We start from the raw sequence: 22453 nt of genomic DNA on the forward strand, positions 1-22453 counted from the left end.
TGCGCTCGTATCCGGAGCCGTGGATCAGCGCTTGGACGACGTGGTCGAAGACGACGCGGTCCGGTATACGCCGTCGATGGCAGCCGAGCGGATGGTCGGGGTCAAACTCGGCCCGATCGGGCAGCAGGGCCCTGAACTGGTCCCAGGCGGGTTCAAGCAGGCATGATGGCAGCACGGGCACAGTCGTCCTTCGCGGTCACAGACCGTAGAGAACGCCATGATCACGCGGGCCTGTGCCCGTTCTGCTGCCACCCCTCATCGCAACCGTGCTCCGCCACCTACTGCCGGTCGGCCTTAGCGCTTCGTCTGGCGCGTTGAGAGAGTGCTTGGCACCCGTGGCGAGTGACGGGTCACCGAGTGGGCCGAGGTGCCGGTACGGTGCAGTGCAGGAGCCGAGACAGCCCTCCCGGGATCGTTGTCCGTGCCACCCCGACGCCGCGCGAAGGGTTATCAATATCCGCGGTACAGAACGGCCTCCACCAGCTGGTGGGGGCCGTTCTGCTCAATTCGCCAGATCGAGTGCTCACCCGCCAACTGAAGCGGTCAGTCACAAGGGGGCTCGCGGGCTGTTCGGGGTGCGGCTGCTACAGGTCGAACTCGAGGTGCTCGATGTCGGTGAAGCGGACTTCCTCCAGGGAGCCGGCGCGGCGGCCGTTGTCCTGGAAGTACACGTCCTTGAGTGCTTCGGCGGCGATCTGCTGGAGCTCGTCGTCGCTGGCGCAGGCGTCCTGGGCGTCGAAGAGCCGGGCAGCGTACTGCGGGGGCAGTGCAACGGTCAGGTGCCGGATGCGGTCCTGGTCCGTCGACCCGATCGGCGCGGTGTAGCCCATGCGAGCGCGGGTGTCGATGACGATGCCGCCCGTGCTCGCCGCCTTCGCCCTGGCCTTGGCCCGGATCTGCGGCTGCCACCGCTTCTTCACCTCGCGCTCCAGGCGCGCGGCGAGATCGGCACGGGGCTTCTTGATCTGGTCCTTCACGTACCGCTCGACGGTGCGCTGGGAGATCCGCAGCATCTGGGCAACCGCCTTCGTGCCCTTGAGCTGCTTGACCAGGTACCGCATCTGCGCACCCGCGCCCTTGGGTGCCGGGCGGGTGAACGCCTTCTGCACCGCGGCCTCCAGGCCGTCCCCGAACAGGCTCATCGTGGCCTACTCCTACTCTCCGCTGTCGACGTCGGTGACAGTGCCGTCCTTGATGTACCGGGCCAAGTTGAGCTCCGGGGCGTTGAACCGCTCCCGGACCTCCTCGCCCCACAGGACGTCCTGCGTGCCCTCGTGCTTGACCAGGCCGGGGTTGATGCCGAGCTTGAACCCGCCGGGCAGCGGCTTGCCTTCCCGGTAGGGCAGGAAGTCGAGCGGCGAGGGTCCGGCGGCGGCATAGACGACGCAGTCGGACAGGATCGCGATCGGGTACTGCCCGGTGAACGCCGCGTGCTTGACGATCTTGCGGTGCAGGTTGATCCGGGTGCGGGAGATGACCGCCGCCCGGATGTCCGGACGCCACGTCGGGCGGGACAGGGCGCGCCACGGCTCGCCCGGCCTCCAGCCCTCGCCGCGGGGCCGCTCGCGGAGCTTGCCCAGGCCGCCCTTGACCGTCGCCTTGACCGCCGAGACGACGATCGCCAGCTCCGGGTCGCGGTCCTTGTAGCCGTCCATCGCGGCAAGGAAGTCGGCCGGGGCGAGGTCGGCGTCGACGCCGAGGTCGGCCATCGTGGCGAGGTAGGCGTCGCGCAGCCGGTTGTACCAGCTGTCCAGGTAGCGGCCGTTGTCGTACCGGACCCACGCCTCGGCCGGCGCCACGTCGTAGCCGAGCTCCTGCGCGTACGCCACCGTGGGCGTCGCGTACCAGGCCGGGCCGGTCGGGCGCTCGCCCTTCGGCGTGAACGGTGAGGGCAGCAGGCTGCCGTCCAGCTCCACCCACTCCTTGCCGACCTTCACCTTCGACAGGTCGACGTGGGACAGGTCGACCAGCCACGAGCCGGGCAGCTTCGGGTCGAACACGGGGGCCTTGACGTGCGTCGCCTCGCCGAGGCCGACGTTCAATCCGTTGGCTCCGGCGGCGAAGGCCATGTTGACGTCGATGCCGACCAGGTGCCGCAGCGTGCACTCCGCGTCGGTCATCGGCCGGGCCCAGTCGTACGCCTCCTCGAACAGCTTCTCCGCCGGGCCGCGCACGTGGAACCGGGGCAGGTCCTTGAGGACGGGGTGGCCGTCGGGGACCTCGCACGGCGGCCAGTTCATCGGGTCGATCGGGTCCTTGCCCAGCGAGCCGGGGTTGTGCTCGGAGTGCCGCTTGCCGTCGGCGCCCGGCTCGGAGGCCCGCGTCGGCGGGTGCAGGGCGGTCATCAGCTCCAGGCCGGTCACGGCGGTCGAGCCGCGCGGCGTCATCACCCGGGACGCGTACACGCCCAGGACGCGGGCGAGTTCCGCCGGCGGGAGCTGTCCGGCCTCGCCCCAGTGACGCGTGTCGAGCGCGTTCCAGGACGGGATGCACAGCTGGACGCAGGCCCGCTCCGAACCGGTGGCGGGGCGGTAGATCCGCGCCCACGGGCCGAAGCCGCGCTTGGTCAGCTTCCACTCCGCGCGGACCAACTGCTTGATGACCTTGTGGCCCTCCGGGATCCGCCCGGCGTGCTTTTCCTCCTCCGTGAGTGTTGTGGGCAGGCCGTAGCGCTCCAGCGCGGCCTCGGTGAGCACGAGCACCGGGTCGGCGTCCTTGCCCGGACCGGCAAGCTTCGGAGCCCCGAGCTTCGCCTCGCGCAGTGTCCAGTCGACCAGGGACGGGAGGCTCTTGGCGGGCACGTCCAGGACCAGGCCACCGGTGCAGTACGCCAGCACCTTCCCGTCCTCTACGTCGACAACCGCCAGCGGACCGTTCTCGAACCGCGGATCGGCGCCGCCCGCCGGGGGTGCGGCCAGGGCCGCCCTCCGCGCGCCGGGACGGCGCGACGTCGACGACGTCGGCCTGGTGGTGCGCGCCGGACGCGACACGACCGCCGGAGCAGCGACGGGAGCAGGGGCCGGGGTGTTCTCGGTTGCAGTCATGGCCGAAGCCCGAGACGCCTCCCCGGTGGACAGGGTCCGGGCTTCTGACGGATCCGGTACGACTGTGAACGTGGCCGGCACCGCAGCGTCGGGGGCGGGCGCGGCCGCAGCGACGGGGGCGGGGGGGTAGAGCTCCGCGAGCTTGTCCAGCAGCCGGGCGTAGGCGTCGCGCTCCGGCGGGCGGGGCTCGGTCTTGCCGGACTCCCAGCCGGACACCGTGGCCCGGCGCACCTTCAGCGCGGTGGCCACCTCATCGATCGTCAGGCCGTGCGCGGCACGCAGCCGCTTGCGCTCCGCCGGTGGTGGCAGGGCGGCGCGGGACGCGAGCAGGGCGTCGACCGCGTCGAACAACTCGGACATGGAAGCACCTCCAATTCCTCGAATCTACCGCACGAAGCGCACGAATGCCGTACTTTAGGCGTACGAATCGCGTACATGCGCTCTGTTGAGGAAGCAACATTTCACGCTGACGTCCTCAGCGGCTGTCCTGTGACTTCAACGGCGCGACCCCCGCGGTCATGGGGCCGCCCGACGTGATCGCCGCTCCACAGTTCCGTAAGGCCACCGTCGACCCGGGGATCGCGGACTTCCGGCCCCATGCCGGCTCCCCCGCCATCGACACGGGGGGTGACCTCCGACGCCGTCCCGCGCGACATCCGAGGGCTCCCCCGGCCGCTCGGAGGCGGCTTCGACCGGGAAGCCTACGAGATGCTGCCGCTCGGAGCCGCTGCGAAGTAGCACCTGATGCGGTGCGGGGCGGGCCCTGCGACGGGCCCGCCCCGCACCGGCCGAACAAACCGTCTCGTACGCCCGTCAGGAGCCGGCGCATGACCTCCACGATCCTCACACGCCTGTCCGGACACGGATTCCGCCGGCCTGGGGAGGTCGTCGCCCTCCGACAGGAACTGGTCCGTCCCCACCGGCCCCACTGGCACGACTTCCACGAGATGGCCCTCGTCACCGCGGGCAGCGGTATCCATCACGTCGACGGGCGGACCCTGCCTCTGACCCGGGGTGATGTCCTGGTGATCTCCCCCAGCCCCCTCCACGCCGTGGCCCCCGCGCCGGGACAGCGTCTCGAACTGATCGATGTCACCTTCGACGCACAGACGATGCCGAGGGAGGTCGAGAAGATGCTGTCCACGCTGACCTCGGGCGGCCCCGTTGTCGCGCAGGTACCCGACCCCGCGCTCTTCGATGCGTTGGCCGACGAGACCACCGGAAGCCGGCCGCACCGGCAGATCATGGCCCGTGCGCTGGTGTCCCAGGCCGTCGTCTCCCTGGCTCGCGACCGCAGCGGAGCCAGTAGTGCCGTCCAGTTGCAGACCCTTGTCGCCTCGGTCCGGCCCGCCCTCGCTCCTGCGCCATGCAATGTCTCCGCGCCGGCCCTTGCTCGTACGGTCAGCACGTCATGCAGGGTGGCGGTGTGTTCGCTTGCGAAAGGAGACGGTGAGGTGTCCAGGGCTCCTTGCACGACGAAGGCGGTCTCGCGCCAGCCGCCAGCAGAGCGTGCGGCATGAGCGGGCACTGCCGGCCCGGCGAACACTCCTCGCTGGTCCGGCCATCGCTCTGGCGGCCTGCTTCCAGCCCCGCCGTCCGTGCCCCGGCGGTGGATTCGTACTCGCTCCAGCACGTGCGGGAGTGATCCAGAAGAAACGGCAAGGGCTGTCCCCGTAACTGGCAGTGTCCTGACTGCTGAGGTCCAGCCGATGCCGGGGCTGGCGGGAGACGCATGCCGAACGTGGGATCGCGGAAGATCTGACCGTTTCACTCCGCGCGACGGGCCCGGACCTGTTGCGACGCGCAGGCACATGGCCGTAGGGTCGCGCGGGCGATGATGATCGCCGCGGGGACTTCGTCGACGGGGCGTCGCGAGGCAACCGGGCCGATGGCCGACGACGGAGCGGGGCCGAGACCCTGTGGATCAAGTCCCCTCCCGTCCGCGGTCCTCTCCCGGACGGCGTCCCGTTGGTGATCCGTGGCCTGCGCGGCTGCCCGGCGGCCTCGGTCGTCGGGTGCCTGGAACCGGAGACCGGGTGAGAGAACGAGGTCGTCCCGGGCCTCCTCCGCACCGCCACTCCCGGGCCTGCCGGCCGTCGTCCTCGTGGGACCGACTGCGGTGCCCACACCACCCGGCGGACGTGGCCCGGCAGGACGGATCCGCGCCCGCCGGACACGGCACGGCACGCCGTGTCGAGAGCCGTTCCGACAACGTGCCGGCCACCGCGCACACCGAACAAGGAGAGATCGTGCCCACCCATCCGCTCACGTCGCACGACAGTGAACTCAGCCCGCTCCACCATGGTTTCCCCTTCGACCCCACCCATGGACACGACCTGCCGCGCCTGCTCGCGGTGGAGGCTCCGCAAGGGCCGGACGACTTCGCCGACTTCTGGCGGGAGCGCCACGCACGTGCGATGAGCGTCGATCCGGAGCCCCGGATCGAGGGACCCTGGACCGCAGTGGGCGGCGTGCGGGTCGCCGACGTCTCGTACATGTCGACGGACGGCGTCCGCATCGGGGGCTGGTTGACCGTCCCCGCCGACGGCCGGATCACTCAGGGCTGTGTGTCGACGCACGGATACGGAGGCCGGGCGGCCCCGGACCTGCGGCAGGCGCCGCCGGAGACCACGACCATCTGGCCCTGTCTGCGTGGGCTCGGAACGCGGAGTCTGCTGCCCGGCGTGCCCTCGGCATCGGCCGGCCACGTGCTGCAGGGCATCGGCGCCCGGGAGTCGTACCTCATCGGCGAGTGCGTGGCGGACGTCTGGTGTGCGGCCACCGCACTGCGGCGGCTGGTGCCGGAGACCGCCGGGCGGCTGACGTACCTGGGGACGAGTTTCGGCGGCGGCATCGGGGCGCTGGCGCTTCCCTGGGACGACCGTTTCCAGGCCGCCGGCCTGACGGTGCCGACCTTCGGGAACCATCCGCTGCGGGTGACACTGCCGTGCACGGGCAGCGGGGAGTCGGTGCGTGCGCGATTCGCCGAGGACCCCTCGGTACTGGACGTCCTGGCGTACTTCGACGCCGCGACCGCCGCCCGCCACCTGCGCATTCCCGTCCATGTGGGCGCCGCCCTCTTCGATCCGTCGGTACCTCCGCCGGGGCAGTTCGCGATTCACAACGCGCTGGCCGGGCCGCGCGAGCTCCTCGTTCTGCGGGCGGGCCACTTCGACCACCCCGGCGAGCCGGCCGAGACCGCGGCGCTGGAAGAGGCTCAGCGACACTTCCTGTCGGCGGCGGGCCGGACGGAAGCGTCGCACTCCACCGCCTGACAGCCCCACCACCTGACAGGACGTAACGCGGCCGGGCCCGCACCGGGTCCGGTCGCCCGTACGTCTTCACCCCGCGACCTGGCGGTTCCGCGACGCCGGCGCGCGCCTCCCCGCATGCCGTCGCGGAACCGCCGCGGTCGCCGATTCCACGTACGGGCGTCGATCATGCGCGATATGCTGATGCAGATTGTGCAAGCCGTTTGCAAAACAAGGAGGGTCATGGCTACGCGGGGGACTGACGCCGGGACGAACCAGAGCGTCGAACGAGCGGTCTCGGTGCTGCGCGCACTCGACTCCGGCCGACCCGAGCTCCGGGTCTCCGACGTCGCCGAGCTGACCGGGCTGGGCTCGTCGACCACCTCTCGCCTGCTGTCCACCCTGGAACGCCTCGACATGGTCGAACGCGATCCGGTCAGCAACCTCTACCGGCTCAGCCTCGGCCTGCTCCCCCTCGCCGCCACCGCCACCAACCGCCACCCCGTGCACCGGGCGGCCCGCATGGTGCTCCAGGGCCTTGCCACCCGCACCGGACTCGGTGCCAACGTGGCGGTACGCCGGGGTGGCGAGCTGATGTTCCTGTGCAATTTCGAGGGCCCCCGCGCCCCCAAGTCCTATACGCAGGCAGGACACACCGCCCCGCTGCACGCCACGAGCATCGGCAAGTGCCTGCTCACCGGTCTCTCTCCCAGGGAGCGTCGCAAGCTGCTGGGAGATCCCCTCGACGCGCACACCGAGTACACGACCACCAGTCACGACCTCCTCGACACGGAGATCGAGACCGTCCGGCGCACCGGGTACGCCATCGAGGCCGAAGAGCGCGCCCTGGGCCGCGCGTCCCTGGCCGCGCCCGTCCGTGACGCTTCGGGGGACGTGGTCGCCGCCATCTCCCTGTGGGGTCCTGCCTCACTGCTCGGGGAGCGCTCCGACACCGAGGGGCAGCGTCTCGCCCTCGTCCGCGAGGTCATCGAGGCCGCCGACGCCATCAGTCAGGCGCTCGGCGCGCTCTGACGCGCACGGTCGAAGGGGGCCGGTGGGGGCCGATCGGCTCCCACCGGCCCCCTTCGGCCGTGCGGTTACGCCCCGTACGCCTTGAAGGCGATCACGTGGGCGTGCGGTGCCCCGTGCGTCGCGTCGACCACGAGCCGCAGTGCCCGGGTGCGTACGGGGCCGCCGTCCGCGGCCCTCAGCGCGTGCACACGGTGGCGGCGCCGGTTGTCCCTCACCGTCAGGAGGGTGTGCCACGTACCGGCCGCGTCCCGGCTCTGGACGCGGTAGTCGCGCACCAGTTCCGGCATGACGTCGTACGGGGTGCGGTGGCGGTGCAGGTTGTTCAGGTACTCGTCGACGTCGTCGTCGAACACCAGGCGTGTCTCGGTGAGTTCCTGCTCGTCGTGCCAGTCGAGACGGAGCCACTCCTCGGTGCCCTCCGGTGCGGAGGACCACATGTTGGGGCCGCCGTAGGGCCGCTGGTATCCGCCCACGGCCCGTTCGGGGTGGAACGCCGCGGTGGCGGGGGCCGCCCTGAAGGCGAAGGTCTGGCGGCGCAGGCCGCGCGCCTGCCATTCCAGGACCAGCTGGCCGTCCTCCTCCGGGATGTCGTGGTCGACGGCCGCATCCCCCTCGGCCTTCCTGCGCAGGGCGAGGACGCCGTCGGTGCGCTCGGGGAGCAGGACCAGGGCCGTGTCCGCGCAGGCCCGGACGATGAGGACCACGTTCCGGGGGGTGTCGGGACGGTGGCCGAGGCGCGCCGTGACCCAGTGGGGGCCGCCGGACGGGACCGTGACGGTGGTCGTGAGGAGGTGGTCGGCGGGGACCGCGTTCTCGGGGGTGCCCGTGCCCCACAGCTCCACGGTGAGTTCGCGGTCGGTGCCGTCCGGGGCGCCGTGGACGAGGAGGTCGACCGTGTCGAGGGCGGGGTCGACCGGCAGCAGGAGGGCGAGGTCGCGGGTGAGCGGGTACGGGGTGCCGGGCTCGCCCTCGGCGGGCTCGGCGGCCAGCCGGGCCAGGTGGGAGGAGGCGCTGACGCGGGCCGTGCGCGCCAGGTTGCCGGGGTCGTCGTCGGCGACGCCGATCACGGAGGCGTCCTGGCGCAGCAGGGTCCGGCGCACCAGTCGCGGTCGCTCCGTGGCGAGTTGGCGCGGTGTGAGGCCCTCGGCGACGCACAGGGCGGCGGCGGTGCCCGCGGCCTCGCCGAGTGTGGCGCAGGTGGCCATGACGCGGGTGGCCCCGAAGGCGATGTGGGTGGCGGAGATGTTGCGCCCGGCGAAGTGCAGGTTCGTGACGTTCGCCGAGTAGAGGGAGCGCAGCGGGATGTGGAAGATACCGTCGGCGTACCTCTGGCGCGCCCCGGGCTCGTCGGCGTACATGCCCTGGACGGGGTGGAGGTCCACGGACCAGCCGCCGAAGGCGACGCGGTCGGTGAACTGGCGCTGCTGGAGAATGTCCTGCTGGGTGAGGACGTGGTCGCCGAGGAAGCGGCGGTACTCGCGCTTGCCGGGGAGGCTGCCGACCCATTCCAGGGTGAGGTTCGCCGCGTCCGGGAACTCGCCGGAGTTCTTGATGTGGTCCCAGATGCCCATGATGACGGCCTGGAGCTCGTCGCGGATGCGCTCGTTGTCGTGGACGGTGTCGAGTTCGCCGCCCCACTCGACCCACCAGTAGTCGCAGCCGTTGTCCCCGGTGCGCAGGATGCGGTTGCGCAGGATGGGTGTGGTCGACAGGTCCTTGGCGTAGGCGGGCGGTACGAACTTCGCCGGTGCTCCCGTGTCCCTGCTGTGGAAGAGGATCGTCGAACCGAGCAGCTGCCGGTCGGCCTCCGCCGGTGCCCAGGGTTCGTCGAACTCGGCCTGCGCCTCGCGGCCTATGCGGTAGTGGGCGCCGGCGAGGTGGCCGAGCAGGCCGTCTCCGGTGCAGTCGAGGAACTGGCGCGCGTGGAAGGTGATGCGGCGCTCCGAGCCCATCATCCAGCCGGTGCAGGAGTGCACCTCGCGGCTGTCGTCGGGGCCGCTCGCGTCGACCTCGCGCACGTCGGTGTTGAGGTAGAGGTCGATGTTCGGTTCCGCGCGGACGGCGTCGAGGACGACCTGGTCCCAGTAGTACGGGTTGCCCTCGGGGTTGCGGTACTGGTTCTCGGTGTACAGCTCGCCCATGATTCCGGTCTCACGGGCCCAGCGGTGCACGCCGTGTGCGGAGGCGCCGCAGACCCAGACGCGGATCTCGCTGCTGGCGTTGCCGCCCAGGACGGGCCGGTTGTTGACCAGGGCGACGCGCCGGCCGAGCCGGGCCGCGGCGATGGCCGCGCAGGTCCCCGCCAGTCCGCCGCCGATCACGGCGATGTCGTAATGGACCTCTTCTTCCCGCACGTGCGGCCTCCTCGATGTGGTGCTCGGACACTTTCCGCCAGAGCGGAACGGCCTTGAACGTACATCACATCCATATTGTGCAACCACTGTTCAGTCAGCGGGATTCGTTGTAAGTTCCGTTGCGGTCGCCGGTTCGATCACCACGCGCTGAAGCGCGTGTTCGCAGCGGGTGGCGTGAGTTCGCGGGTTCTGCACAGAACCGGCGATTCACCGACCAAAAGGGTTGACTCCATCGCGCGATATGGAGAACGATCCCGCATGCTGCAACTTGCATTCACTGGAGCAGGGTTGGCGTTCACACGGGCCCCGGCGCTCCCGCACCGTTCGAGAGGACTGACCCATGAGTACGGCCGCACCTCCCCAGAAGGCGCCCCCGCCCCGCCGGCGGACGGGCGGGCGGCTCTCCAACGGTGCGTTCGCCCTGCTGCTGACCGCACCAGGACTCGCCCTCTTCGCGGCGATCATCTTCTACCCGCTGCTGTCGGCGCTGTTCACGGGCTTCTTCAAGCAGGACCTGCGGCTGCCGGGCCGTGAGTTCGTGGGCCTGGACAACTTCACCTACTGGCTGGACGGCGACTTCCTCACCATCCTCAAGCAGACGCTGGTCTTCACCGTCGGCGCGACGCTCGTCCCCTTCGTAGTCGGCTTCGCGCTGGCACTCGCGCTGAACACCGGGATCCGGGGCAGCGGCTTCCTGCGCGGTCTGTTCCTCTTCCCCTGGGTGATCCCGGGCGTGGTGGTCTCCTTCCTCTGGATGTGGATCTTCAACGCCAACTACGGGGTGCTCAACGGCGTCCTCATGAAGGCCGGGATCATCGAGGAGTCCGTGGCGTGGCTCGGGCAGCCCGGCACCGCGATGCTCGCCGTCATCGTCACCAAGACCTGGGCCAGCTTCCCCTGGATGATGGTGATGCTCCTGGCCGGTCTGCAGACCGTGCCCAGGGAGCTGCACGAGGCGGCGTCGATGGACGGGGCGGGCTCGATCCGGCGCTTCTTCGACGTCACGTGGCCGCAGGTCCGCGGTGTCGCCTCGATCGTGCTCCTGCTGGAGTTCATCTGGAACTTCCAGCACTTCGACACCATCTACGTCCTCACCGGCGGCGGTCCGGCCGGCACCACCGAGACCTTCGCGACCGCCGTCTACCAGACCGCGTTCAAGGGCTTCGACATCGGCCGGGCCACCGCGCTGGGCGGACTGTGGATGCTGCTCCTGCTGCTCCTCGTCGTCGTCTACCTCAGGATCACCGAGCGGAAGGGCGACGTCTGATGACCTCCACCACCTCCACCCCGCTGTCCGCCGTGGACCGGTCCCGATCATCGGCCACCCGGGCCGGGGGCAGCACCCGGCGCCGCATGCGCAAGGACCTGCTGCGCTCGCGGATCGCCGCCTGGAGTGCGGTCGTCGTCATCGGCGCCTTCGGTCTGCTGCCGGTCTACTGGCTGCTCGCCACCGCGCTGAGCACCCCCGAGTCGACCTTCCAGTTCCCGCCGAAGCTGATACCCACCGACCTCACGCTCGACAACTTCACGGCCCTGGCCGAGAACGACCAGTTGATCAAGTACATGGTCAACTCGCTCATCGTGGCCTCGATCACCGCCGTGCTGAGCGTGGTGGTCGCCACGTACATGGGCTACTCGTTCTCCAAGTTCCGCTACACGGGCCGGCGGTCGCTGATGCACCTGGTGCTGGCCTCCCAGATGTTCCCCCAGGCGCTTCTGCTGGTCACCCTGTACACGGTGTTCTCCAGCTTCGGCATGCTCAACACGTACACCGCCCTGGTGCTCTCCTTCACCACGTTCACCATGCCGCTGTGCGTCTGGATGCTGAAGGGCATTTTCGACACCATTCCGGACGCCCTGCTGGAAGCCGCGTCCATCGACGGCGCGTCCCGGTGGCGGACGCTGCACTCGATCGTGGCGCCGCTGGCCGCACCCGGGATGATCGCCGCCGGACTCTTCGCCTTCGTCCGCGGCTGGAACGACTTCATCTTCGCGTTGACCCTGGCCGACAAGGAGAAGCAGACCCTGCCTCCCGGCCTCGTCTCCACCTACATCGGCGAGTTCCAGACCGCCTGGCCACAGCTGATGGCGGCCTCCCTCGTGGTGTCCGTCCCGGTGGTCGTCGCCTTCATGTTCCTGCAGCGCTACCTCGTCGGCGGCATGACCGCCGGTTCGGTGAAGAGCTGAACCGCGGGCCCCGCCCGCCTCGTCACGTACCGTCCCTCCCGCTCACTCCCCCATGGAGAGATCATGACCACCTCTGGCATCAGCCGGCGCGGCGCGCTGCGCATGTTCGGCATCGGCGCGCTCGGTGTGGCGGGCGCCGGTGTGCTCGGAGCCTGCGCCCCCTCCGGCGCCGGCTCCGCGACCAGCGGCGACACCAAGTCCAAGGACTTCGACTTCACCTCTTGGTCGCTCAACGAGGAGGCCGCCAAGCCCTCCATCGAGAAGATCATCGCGGCCTGGGAGAAGGCCCACGACTCCAAGATCCGCGCGGTCTCCTACCCGTACAACGAGTACCTGAGCCAGCTCACCCTCAAGCTCGGCGGCGGCCAGACGACGGGCGCCGTGCACCTCGACATCGCCTGGCTCGCCGCGATGGCGCAGATGGGCAAGCTGGCGGACCTCGGTACGGTGGCCGGCAAGGGCGGCTACACGGACGTGGCGCTGAGCAGCGGCACGTACGACGGGAAGCAGTACGGGCTGCCGTGGAACACCGGATCGATCGGTCTGATCGCCAACTCCAAGCTCCTGGAGAAGGCCGGCATCAAAAAGCACCCCACCACCGTCGAGGAGTTCGAGGCCGCGCTGCGGGAGCTGAAGGGGCTCGGCGGCGGTGTGGTGCCGTATGCCGCCGCCACCAAGGTCGCGCAGCTCAAGGACATCTTCCCGTGGATGCAGACCTTCGGCTGCACGCTGCTCGACGGAGGGAAGGTCACCATCGGCGACGACGCCTCGATCGACGCGGTCACCTGGTACAAGAAGCTGCACGACGAGAAGCTGATCGCCGCCGACGTGGACCGCTTCGACGCGCGTGCCCTGTTCGGGCAGGGCAAGGCCGCCTTCTACGACGACGCGATCATAGGCAAGGGCGTGACCTCCGCCCAGTCGAAGGACAAGACGCTGGCCGACGCCATGCAGCCGGTGGAACGACCGGTGCTCAAGGCCGGGGACACGCCGCAGGCGCTGCTGTGGGGCGGTGTGATCGCGATCGTCAAGGGCAAGGGGCAGGACGCGGCGACCGAGTTCGCGCTGCACACCACCACCGACCTGGCCACCACCTCCCAGTACTTCGCCGAGCGTGCCCTGCCGCCGTCGACGACCGCGGGTCTGGCCGCTCCCGAGGTCGCGAAGGACACCTTCTCCACGGAGTGGACGAACAAGATCACCAAGACGGCGACCGGCAGCCCGTTCTGGCAGTTCGCGCAGAACGCCCAGATCGAGGAGGCCGTCGCCAAGCAGGTGCAGGCTGTCCTCGTCGGCACGTCGAAGCCGAAGGACGCGATGAAGCGGGCCGGCGAGGAGGCCGCCGAACTCATCAAGCGCTGACACCCGGGAAGACACGGCCTCCGGTACCGCCCTCCGGGCCCGGCGAACGCGGCACGGCCCTCGCCGGGCCCCTCCCCGTGCTCCATCCCGTACGACGACCGCGCCGGCCCCCGGGCCCCCGCCGTCCGCGCACTCTCCACGCCCGCACCCGCGAAGAGCAAAGGAGCTCATCATGCGACGCCCCACGGTACGCACGTACACCGCCTCCGCCACGGCCCTGGCCGCCCTCCTCCTGGCCGTGCCGGCCGCCGGGGCGGACGGCGCCCCGCAGGGCACGGCAGCCGCGGCGACGGCGATCGAGAAAGTCCCGTACGCCATGGACTCGTCGAACCAGGCCGCCTGGTGGACGCCGGTGGCCACGTACAAGGGCCGGGGCCAGTACACCTACTTCGCCTTCAACGAGCCGGGATCGACGGCGGCGACGCACCGGCCCGCCATCGCCCGGCGCGATCCGGACGGGGTCTGGAGCCGCCTGCCGCTGCTGAACAGCGACGGGCAGCAGGCCGAGTTCGCCGACGACAACGGACACAACCAGCCGTCGGTCGCCCGCGACGGCAGCGGCCGGCTGCACGTCTTCACCTCCATGCACGCCAACGCCTGGCGCTACTTCCGCACCGAGGCCCCCGGCGGCGACGTCACCGACCACGCGTCCGAACTGCCCGACCAGGGCGTGGGCATCACCTACCCGGTCGTCACCACCGCACCCAACGGCGACCTGTACCTGGCCGCCCGGGTGGGTGCGGGCTCCGACCAGCGGCCCGGCAAGCTGTACCGCTGGGACAACGCCCACTCCAGCTGGAGCACGGTCGCGACGTTCGCCGGCGCGCTGAACCGCTCCGTGTACCCCGACGACATCACGGTGGACGTCTCCGGCCGCGTCCACCTCCTCTACGAGTGGGCGAAGGCGCCGGCGACCGCGTTCCGCCACCAGCTCTCGTACCTGACCTACGACCCGTCGACCGGCTCCTTCGCGGACAGCACCGGCGCGACCGTCACCACCCCGGTCACGCCCGCGACCTCCGACGTGATCCAGAACCTCACCTCGGGCGAGGAGTGGAGCAACGACAACGCCTACACCGGTCCAGCGGTGCAGAGCGCCAAGCTCACCCTCGACGGCACCACCCCGAAGGTCGCCTACCGCTACCGCTCGGCCGACAGCGGCGGCGACTTCCGCGTGTACTACGCCTATCCGAGCGGCGGCGACTGGGTGGAGAAGCTGGTGTACGCCGGCGGTCAGACCGCGGCCGCTCTCGGCATCACCTGGAACGCGACGGACCTCAAGCGGATCTACTACGTGACCGCCTCGGGCACCGACCGGGTCTACTCCGCTACGCAGTCGGCGGACGGGGCCTGGACCGCGCGGTCCGCCGCTCCCGGTGTGAGCGCGGACCGGCTCGCGGTGCAGCAGGACTCGGACGGTCACGACGTTCTCTATCTTCCGGACACCGCGCACAACTCCCTCTACTACGGAATCCGTTGACCTGAGGGCTGTCCGGGCAACGCGGCGAGCGCGCGTGCGGGGCGTCGCCCGGCAGGCGGGACTTTCGGAACGCGCCCTGGGAGCGCGCCGTGCGCGCCGTCCCCACGGACGGTGCGCACGGCGCGGGCGCTCAGGTCGCCGCCCTGCTCGCCAGGTACTCGTCCAGCCCCGCACCGGTGAGGGGGTAGTAGTCGGAGAGCAGACCGCCCTCGTCGAGGCGGCGGCGGGCGAACGCCTCGCGGTCCTGGTGCAGGAGCGAGTCCTCGGCCAGCGGGACCGCCCGCTCCTGCGGGACGACCACGGCGCCGTCCTCGTCGGCCACGATCAGGTCCCCCGGCGTGACCAGAGTGCCGCCCACACCGACCGGCACATTGAACGCGGAAGGGAAGAGCTCCGTCTGCGAGGCGTAGTGCGGGGTGACGCCGGTGCACCAGACCGGCACGCCGAGGGCCCGGATCCGGGCCGCGTCCCGCACCCGCCCGTCCACGACGATTCCGGCGCCGCCACGCAGCTTGAAGTAACGCACCAGCATGTCGCCGAGACAGCCGGTGAAGTGGCTCCCCTGCGCGGCGATCACCAGCACGTCGCCGGGGCGGATCGACTCCAGCACCCCCCACAGAGGGGTCTTGCGCTCGATGTCCTCCTGTTCGGCACCGTTGAAGACGTCCTCGCGCTGCGGAAGGAACTGCAGGGTCACCGCGCCCCCGGTGACCTTGACATCGGGCTCCCGGTGCAGCGGCACGGGCCCGTCGATGAAGGTGCGGGTGATGCCCATCTGGTGGAGCTTCGCGCAGGCGGTCGCCGCACTCACGTCCGCGAGCGCGTCCACCATCCGCCGGGTCGGCCTCCGGTAGGACGCGGTGTGTACCGGGGACCGCATCGACTCGTAGACCGGGGTCTCCCCCGCCGCGGGCGCTTCTTGGTTGCTCGGGTTCATGTCCGTGCCTCTCCGCGCGCTCTCCGCACGCAACACCAGTGACACCATCGTCTATCGATGGTAGATAACCTCCTATCGATTAGTGCTGTCAAACCGTCAGGAGTCCTCCGTGCCCACTGCATCCGGCGGCTGGTTCGAGACCGCCCGCTTCGGACTGTTCGTCCACTTCGGCCTGTACAGCCTCGCCGCGCGGCACGAGTGGGTACGCAGCAGGGAGGCCATGTCCCAGGCGGAGTACGACCGTTATCTGGAGCGGTTCGACCCGGACCTCTTCGACGCGCGACAACTCGCGCGCGCCGCAAGGGAAGCGGGGATGCGTTACGCCGTCCTCACCGCCAAGCACCACGACGGTTTCTGCCTCTTCGACTCGTCGCTGACCGACTACACCTCGGTGCGTGCGGCCGGCCGGGACCTGGTGGCGGAGTTCGCGGAGGCGATGCGCGCCGAGGGCCTGCGCGTCGGCCTCTACTACTCGCTCCTCGACTGGCACCACCCCGGGTTCCCGGTCGACGAGCACCATCCGCTGCGTGGCTCGGCGGGCGCGCGGGAGACCGCGGACCTGGCGGGCTACCGGACGTACATGCGGGGCCAGGTGCGCGAGTTGCTCACCTCCTACGGAGAGATCGACCTGCTCTTCTTCGACTTCACGTATCCGGGCATGGGGCCGGAGCAGTGGGGGGCGGAGGAGCTCATGGAAACGGTCCGCGAGCTGCGGCCCGGAATCCTGGTGAACGACCGGCTGGGCATACCCGGCGACTATGTGACACCCGAGCAGTACCAGCCCGACCGGCCGCTGGAGCGCGACGGAGTGCCGGTGCGGTGGGAGGCGTGCCACACGCTCAACGGCTCCTGGGGCTACGACCGCGACAATCACGACTACAAGGACCCGTCCCAGTTGGTCCGCATGCTGGTCCAGTCCGTCTCCTGCGGCGGCAATCTGATTCTCAACGTCGGCCCCGACGGGCGGGGTTCACTCGACCGGCGGGCGCGGGAGACCCTGCGGGCCATCGGGGAGTGGAGCACCACGCACTCCCGCGCCGTGCACGGCGCGGGACCGTCCCCCTTCCGGGCTCCGGCGAACGCCCTCTACACGCAGAGAGGCCGCCGCCTCTACCTGCACCTGCTCGCCTGGCCGCTCAGGCACCTCCATCTTCCCGGCCTGGCCGGACGTGTTCGCTACGCCCAACTGCTGCACGACGGCTCGGAGATCGCCTTCCACGAGGTCGACGGAACCCGCCACGAGCACAACAACCTGGCTCCGCCGAGCCAGCCGCCGGGCACCCTGACCCTGACCCTGCCCACCGCCCGGCCCGACGTGCTGCTGCCGGTCGTCGAACTCTTTCTGGAGGAAGAGGAGTTGGATTCCTGACGGGGTCCGGGATGGGCGACCGGGCAGCGGGACGACGGGGAGAAAGCGGTTGCGGCAGCACCCTTGAACATGCGGGATGCCACCCCTAGCATCAGCAATCGATAGGCGATTATCACCGCGCCTACCGGAAGCCGCCCGCACCGCTCGGACGCGGCACCCCTCCCCTTCGCGCCGAACCCGAACGAACACCTGCGCCGCACATCGGCTATCGATTATTCATGACTACGCAATGGAGCGTGTCCAATGAGAACCATGTGGCACCGAGCCTCCGCACTCGCCTTGGCTCCGCTGGTGATGGCAACCGCCGTCGCCTGCGGAGGAAGCGGGTCCGACGAGGCCGCGGGGGGCACCACTCTCCGCATCATCGTCAACATCTCGCCGAACCTGACGGAGCAGTACTGGAAGGGCCTCTTCGCCACGTACGAGAAGAGCCATCCCGGCGTCCACGTGAAGCTGGAGCTGACGGGCACCGTCTCGGCCAACGCCAAGCTCACCCAGGACCTCGCGGCCGGCGACCCGCCCGACGTCGCCCAGCAGATCGTCCCGACCCCCGACACGGCCAAGCTCTTCGCCGACCTGTCCGACCAGCCGTGGGCGAAGGAGACACCGCTGGTCGATCAGTACGCCGTCGGCGGCAGGACGTACATGGTCGGCGTGGGCGAGCAGATCCAGTCGCTGGTCTTCTACAACAAGGCGGCCTTCGCGAAGGCCGGCGTGGACGCGACGAAGGTCCGGACGCTGGACCAGTTCACCGCAGCCATGGGCCGTCTGAAGTCGGCGGGCTACGAGCCCCTGCAGACCGCCGGCCAGTGGGTGACGGGCGGTCAGTTCTCGATGATGGCTGATGCCGGTGTGCTCACCGCGAACCCGCAGTGGATCAAGCAGCGCAACGACGGCGAGGTCTCCTTCGCCGACAGCGGCTATGTGCCGTACCTGAAGCGCTACGAGGAGTGGATCGACAAGGGGTACCTGAAGAAGAGCGCGCTGGGGCTGACGTACGCCGACGGGCAGACGTCCTTCCTCAACGGCAAGTCGGCGATGTACATGATGGGGTCCTTCTTCGTGCCCGCGGCGGACGCGGCGAAGAAGAGCGACGAGATCGGTGTCTTCACGATGCCGACCGACGGCGCCTACCCGTCCGGCCAGTTCGGCAACGTGGCGAACTCCTACACGGTGGTCAACCAGTCGCACCACAAGGCCGAGGCGATCAAGTTCGTGAAGTGGCTGGTCACCGACAAGGAGGCGATCCGCAGCCAGCTCGCCGCGGACGGCAATCTGCGCCCGGGCTTCAGCTATCCGATGTCCAGCCTCGGCACCGCGGTGCAGAAGATCCTCGACGCGACGCCGTCGGTGCTGGTGAAGTCCGGCGAGAACCAGCCGGTCGCCGGGTTCAGTGACGAGCTCAACACGCAGATCCAGTCCCTGTACACGGGCACCTCCGCGAAGGATGCCGCTCGCGGATTGGACAAGTGGTGGAACTCGCAGAACTGACGCCGCGGACGCGGCGCTCCGTCGCCGCCTCCCCGCGTGCGGACGCCGGCCGCGGACGGGCCCGTTTCCGCGAGGCCGCCGTCACGTTCGGCATGATCGGCCCGGCCGTGCTCCTGTACACGGTACTGACGATCGTGCCCGTGGGCGTGGCGGTCTACCTCAGCTTCACGGACTGGGACGGATTCTCCCCCGCCAGGCTCATCGGGTGGGAGAACTACCAGCACCTCTTCGACGACCCGAGTTCGACGGAAGCCTGGTACGTCACCGCGCTGATCACCGTGATCGGCACCGCCCTGATGGTGGGGGCGGGCCTGGTGTACGCGCTGCTCCTCAAGGGACGGTCCCGTACGAACTCGTTCTTCCGCGCGGTGGCCTACTTCCCGCACGTGATCAGCGCGTTGATCCTCGGCTATCTGTGGGCGGCGATCCTCGGGACGAACGGGGCGGTCAACAACACGCTCGCCAAGTTCGGCATGGAGCCCATCGGCTTCCTCTTCGACGAGCGGTTCGCGCTGTACACGCTGATCGGCGTCATCGTGTGGGCCGGATTCGGCTTCAACGTCGTCCTGTTCGTGGCCGCCCTGCAGACCGTCCCGGCCGAGCTTCTGGAGGCTGCCGCGATCGACGGCGCCACCAGGCGGCAGACCAATCTGCGCATCGTGATCCCGATGATCGCACCCGTGGTCACCGTGGCGACCGTGCTGAACCTGGTCGGCCTGCTCAGGGCGTACGACATCGTGGTCAGCCTCACCGGCGGGGGTCCGGCGGGTTCGACCCAGACCTTCACCTACCTCATTCTCGCCCGGTCCTTCGAGGGCACCAAGGTCGGCTACGCGACGGCCCAGGCGGTCTTCCTGATGGTCGTCTCCGCTGCGCTCGCCCTCGTCGTGACCGCGCTGCGCAACCGCCAAGACCAAGCTGCGACCGGTTAGGAGCCGATGGTGGTCGTCACCGAACCAAGGGCCCACGACAGGCCGCGGACCGCACCGGTCCCCGCCCGCGAGGTCTCTTCGGCGGAACGGCGGGAGTCCCGCTCGCCGCTGCGCCGGGTCCTCCTCGGCCTGCTGTTCTTCGTCATGATCGTGCCGGTGTACCTGCTCGTCGTGAACGCCTTCAAGTCGCAACAGGACATCCTCGACAGCCCCTTCTCGATCCCGCTGAGCGGTCTGACCTTCGAACACATGTCCGCCGCCCTCAGCAACCCCCAGTACAACGTCATCGGCGGCTACGGCTTCACGCTCTTCCTCGTCGTCACCGTGGACGTCCTCTGCATCGCACTGGCGGGACCGGCCGCGTACGCGATCGCGCGCAGCCTCAAGAAGCGGACGCAGCTGGTACTGCTGTACTTCCTGGCCGGCACGTTCATCCCCGGCGCGGCCGTGATCATCCCGGTGATCTACGTACTGCGCGAGGTCGGGCTCGCCAACACCGTGACCGGCCTGGTCGCGCACGACGTGGCCTCGACGCTGCCGGTCAGCATCTTCCTCTTCGTCGGCTTCATCCGCGCGATCCCGGTGGACATCGACCATGCCGCGACGATCGACGGGGCGGGCCGCTACCGGACCTTCTGGACCATCATCTTCCCGCTGATGCGTCCGGCGGTCGTCACCGTCCTGATCCTCAACTCCATCGGGATCTGGAACGACTTCATCTCCCCGCAGATCCTGCTCAGCCCGTCGTCCGGTCACTACACGGTGACGACGGCGATCTACGCGGGCATCAGCCAGTACTCCACCGATCTGACGAAGGTGTTCCCCAACCTTCTGCTCGCCGTCGCACCCGTGATCATCTTCTTCGTCTACATGCAGCGCCACATCATCAGCGGTCTGACGGTGGGCGCGGTGAAGGGATGAGCGGGCACATCGTTTCCCTCCGGAGAAAGAAGGACCATTCAGTGTCGAGGAGATGGTGGCCACGCCCCGGTACGGGCTCGTGGTCCGCAGCCGCCCTGCTCGCTTCGCTGGCCGTCGTGACGGCCGCCGTTCCGGCCGCCGCGCACCCCCATCCGCACAAGTCCCTGGCGGGCGCGGTCTACTACGTCAGCCCGTCGGGCCAGGACTCCCGCACGGGCACCAGCGCGGGTCAGGCGTTCCAGCACATCCAGCGGTGTGCCGACGTCATGGGGCCCGGCGACACCTGTCTGATCCAGTCCGGTACGTACGCCGAGACGGTCGTGCCGGCCCGGTCGGGCACCGCCGCGCTGCCGATCGCCTACCGGGCGGCGCCGGGGGCGGAGGTGACGCTGAGCGGAACCGCTCCGGTGCGGGGTTTCACGCCCGTCACCGGCGCGGACGTCGCCCGGATCGCCGAGACCGATCCGTACGCCCAGGACTCGGCGTTCAGCGCCGCGGTGGCGGCCGGACACGTCTACAGCACAGCCGTCGACCTGGGCTCCGACGTGACGACCGTGCAGGTCTTCACGGACGGGAAGGCGGGCGTCGAGGCGCAGTGGCCCTACCCCGGGCTCGACCTGCTCGACCCCGAGCTCCAGTACGCGGACGCGGGGAGCGCGGACGCGACGATCGCGGACGCGGCCCTGACCCGGCCCGCAGGGTACTGGGACGGCGCGCGGGCCCTGACCGGCTACTGGTACATCTCTGCGACCGGCACGGTGAAGAGCTCCGCCGTCGGCTCGGTGACGCTCGACGCGGCACCCCCGTGCGTGCACAAGATCGTGCCGAAGGAGACACGGTACGCCCTCGCCGGAAAGATCGGTGAACTCTCCCGCCCGGGCGAGTGGTTCTACGACCCCGCCGCCAGGCGTCTGTACCTCTACAGCGAGGACGGCCCGGGCGCCCACACCATCGAGGCGAAGACCCGCACCCTGGCCTTCGACCTGACGGCCACGAGTCACACGACGGTGACGGGCATCGGGCTGTTCGCCTCCACCATCAGGACGGGACCGACCAGCACGGGTGTGACGCTGGACGCGATCGACGGCACGTACCTGTCGCACTACACCGACATCACGCGCGGCGCGACGGACTGCGGCAGCACGGTGACGCGCGGCGTCGGCGACACCGGCATCGTCCTCGACGGGACGTACAACACGATCATGAACAGTGATCTGTCGCTGAGCGCGGGCAACGGCATCGCCCTGCGCGGCCAGAACAACACCGCCACGAACAACGTGATCCACGACGTCGACTACATGGGGACGTACGCGGCGGGCATCGCCGTGCAGGGCAACAGCCAGACGGTCACCCACAACACGATCAGCCGGGTCGGCCGCAGCGGCATCAACCTCCAGTGGAACACCGTGGAGGGCCTCACCCCGGGCAAGGATCTGATCGCGTACAACGACATCTCGGGGTACGCCCGCCTCAGCCTGGACGTCGCCGCGATCTACACGTGCTGCAGCGCCTACATGATGGGGACCTCCATCGACCACAACGTACTGCACGATCCGGAGCCGGCCACGACGCTCACCACCTTCGGGATCTCGGGCGTCTACGCCGACAACGGGCAGAGCGACCTGGTGATCGCGAACAACGTGGGCTGGGGCAACCGGGAGGGCACGGTGATGCTGAACGGTCTGGGCACCGGCTCGCACGACAACGGGGTGTACAACAACACCGGTGGGATGACCCTGTTCTACGTCAAGGAGCCGGGGCAGTCGACCGGAACGAAGATCTACAACAACGTCGGCGCCATACGCGGACTGACCGGTGCCACCGACGGCGGTCTGGTGCTCTCGAACAACCTCCCGGCGGAGTCCGATCCACTCTTCGTCGACGCGGCCGGGCACGACTTCCGGCTGACCGCCGACTCGCCCGCGCGAGGGCAGGCGATCGCGCTGCCGGGCATCAACGACGGCTCGACGGATGCGGTGCCGAGCCTCGGCGCCTACCAGTACGGGGCGCCGAAATGGGTGGCGGGGGCAACCCGTTGAGCGCGATCGCGTAAGGCCGCACCCCCGACGTGAGAAGGCCCGAGCCGGATGTTC

Annotated in this window: 16 protein-coding genes and 1 pseudogene; 12 read left to right on the forward strand and 5 right to left on the reverse strand. The window is 69.7% G+C overall.

The window, feature by feature from the left end:
• The 3 genes and pseudogenes from ABZ564_RS26640 to ABZ564_RS26650 form a co-directional block, all read right to left on the reverse strand.
• Positions 1 to 181: pseudogene (locus tag ABZ564_RS26640) on the reverse strand (IS5/IS1182 family transposase); the annotation flags it as partial.
• 403 nt (positions 182 to 584) lie between these two features.
• Positions 585 to 1142, reverse strand: coding sequence for an XRE family transcriptional regulator (locus ABZ564_RS26645; protein ID WP_360861252.1), 558 nt, complete (start codon positions 1140 to 1142; stop codon positions 585 to 587).
• Positions 1143 to 1154: 12 nt separating this feature from the next.
• Positions 1155 to 3404 carry a helix-turn-helix transcriptional regulator gene (locus ABZ564_RS26650; protein WP_360861253.1) on the reverse strand — a complete coding sequence of 750 codons (2250 nt, stop codon included), beginning with the start codon at positions 3402 to 3404 and terminating at the stop codon, positions 1155 to 1157.
• A gap of 467 nt (positions 3405 to 3871) precedes the next feature.
• Between ABZ564_RS26650 and ABZ564_RS26655 the strand changes: the two genes are divergently transcribed.
• From ABZ564_RS26655 to ABZ564_RS26665, 3 genes are all read left to right on the forward strand, one after another.
• A complete protein-coding gene (locus tag ABZ564_RS26655; RefSeq protein WP_360861255.1) occupies positions 3872 to 4564 on the forward strand; it encodes an AraC family ligand binding domain-containing protein in 693 nt (230 codons plus the stop codon).
• 729 nt (positions 4565 to 5293) lie between these two features.
• Positions 5294 to 6319: an acetylxylan esterase gene (locus ABZ564_RS26660; RefSeq protein ID WP_360861257.1), complete on the forward strand. Its 1026-nt coding sequence runs from the start codon at positions 5294 to 5296 to the stop codon at positions 6317 to 6319.
• Positions 6320 to 6538: 219 nt separating this feature from the next.
• Positions 6539 to 7327 carry an IclR family transcriptional regulator gene (locus tag ABZ564_RS26665; protein WP_360861259.1) on the forward strand — a complete coding sequence of 263 codons (789 nt, stop codon included), beginning with the start codon at positions 6539 to 6541 and terminating at the stop codon, positions 7325 to 7327.
• A gap of 65 nt (positions 7328 to 7392) precedes the next feature.
• On the opposite strand, the gene ABZ564_RS26670 is transcribed toward ABZ564_RS26665, so the two are convergent.
• Positions 7393 to 9681 (reverse strand): FAD-dependent oxidoreductase, encoded by a 2289-nt coding sequence (locus tag ABZ564_RS26670; protein WP_360861261.1) that lies wholly within the window; start codon positions 9679 to 9681, stop codon positions 7393 to 7395.
• Positions 9682 to 10021: 340 nt separating this feature from the next.
• On the opposite strand from ABZ564_RS26670, the gene ABZ564_RS26675 reads away from it, so the two are divergent.
• The 4 genes from ABZ564_RS26675 to ABZ564_RS26690 all read left to right on the forward strand — a co-directional run bounded on the left by ABZ564_RS26675 (position 10022) and on the right by ABZ564_RS26690 (position 14710).
• The gene (locus tag ABZ564_RS26675) at positions 10022 to 10948 is read left to right on the forward strand and encodes a sugar ABC transporter permease (protein WP_360861263.1); all 927 of its coding nucleotides are present in this window, start codon (positions 10022 to 10024) and stop codon (positions 10946 to 10948) included.
• Positions 10948 to 11868 carry a carbohydrate ABC transporter permease gene (locus ABZ564_RS26680; protein ID WP_360861265.1) on the forward strand — a complete coding sequence of 307 codons (921 nt, stop codon included), beginning with the start codon at positions 10948 to 10950 and terminating at the stop codon, positions 11866 to 11868. The genes ABZ564_RS26675 and ABZ564_RS26680 overlap by 1 nt, the downstream gene beginning before the upstream one ends.
• Positions 11869 to 11931: 63 nt before the next feature.
• Complete coding sequence (locus ABZ564_RS26685; protein ID WP_360861267.1) at positions 11932 to 13230, forward strand: extracellular solute-binding protein; 1299 nt, start codon at positions 11932 to 11934, stop codon at positions 13228 to 13230.
• 172 nt (positions 13231 to 13402) lie between these two features.
• Positions 13403 to 14710: a BNR-4 repeat-containing protein gene (locus ABZ564_RS26690; RefSeq protein WP_360861269.1), complete on the forward strand. Its 1308-nt coding sequence runs from the start codon at positions 13403 to 13405 to the stop codon at positions 14708 to 14710.
• 130 nt (positions 14711 to 14840) lie between these two features.
• Here the strand turns inward: ABZ564_RS26690 and ABZ564_RS26695 are convergent, their stop codons facing one another.
• Positions 14841 to 15647: a ribonuclease activity regulator RraA gene (locus tag ABZ564_RS26695; RefSeq protein ID WP_360861271.1), complete on the reverse strand. Its 807-nt coding sequence runs from the start codon at positions 15645 to 15647 to the stop codon at positions 14841 to 14843.
• Positions 15648 to 15756: 109 nt separating this feature from the next.
• Between ABZ564_RS26695 and ABZ564_RS26700 the strand changes: the two genes are divergently transcribed.
• From ABZ564_RS26700 to ABZ564_RS26720, 5 genes are all read left to right on the forward strand, one after another.
• Complete coding sequence (locus ABZ564_RS26700; RefSeq protein ID WP_360861273.1) at positions 15757 to 17016, forward strand: alpha-L-fucosidase; 1260 nt, start codon at positions 15757 to 15759, stop codon at positions 17014 to 17016.
• Between the two features lie 252 nt (positions 17017 to 17268).
• On the forward strand, positions 17269 to 18507 hold the full coding sequence (locus ABZ564_RS26705; RefSeq protein ID WP_360861274.1) for an extracellular solute-binding protein: 1239 nt from the start codon (positions 17269 to 17271) through the stop codon (positions 18505 to 18507).
• Complete coding sequence (locus tag ABZ564_RS26710; RefSeq protein ID WP_360861276.1) at positions 18486 to 19439, forward strand: sugar ABC transporter permease; 954 nt, start codon at positions 18486 to 18488, stop codon at positions 19437 to 19439. The genes ABZ564_RS26705 and ABZ564_RS26710 overlap by 22 nt, the downstream gene beginning before the upstream one ends.
• 6 nt (positions 19440 to 19445) lie before the next feature.
• Positions 19446 to 20360 carry a carbohydrate ABC transporter permease gene (locus ABZ564_RS26715; RefSeq protein WP_360861278.1) on the forward strand — a complete coding sequence of 305 codons (915 nt, stop codon included), beginning with the start codon at positions 19446 to 19448 and terminating at the stop codon, positions 20358 to 20360.
• A 41-nt stretch (positions 20361 to 20401) separates the two neighbouring features.
• Positions 20402 to 22399, forward strand: coding sequence for a right-handed parallel beta-helix repeat-containing protein (locus tag ABZ564_RS26720; protein ID WP_360861280.1), 1998 nt, complete (start codon positions 20402 to 20404; stop codon positions 22397 to 22399).
• Positions 22400 to 22453: the final 54 nt, after the last annotated feature.

The organism is Streptomyces sp. NPDC019224, from assembly GCF_040632605.1.
GTDB lineage: Bacteria > Actinomycetota > Actinomycetes > Streptomycetales > Streptomycetaceae > Streptomyces.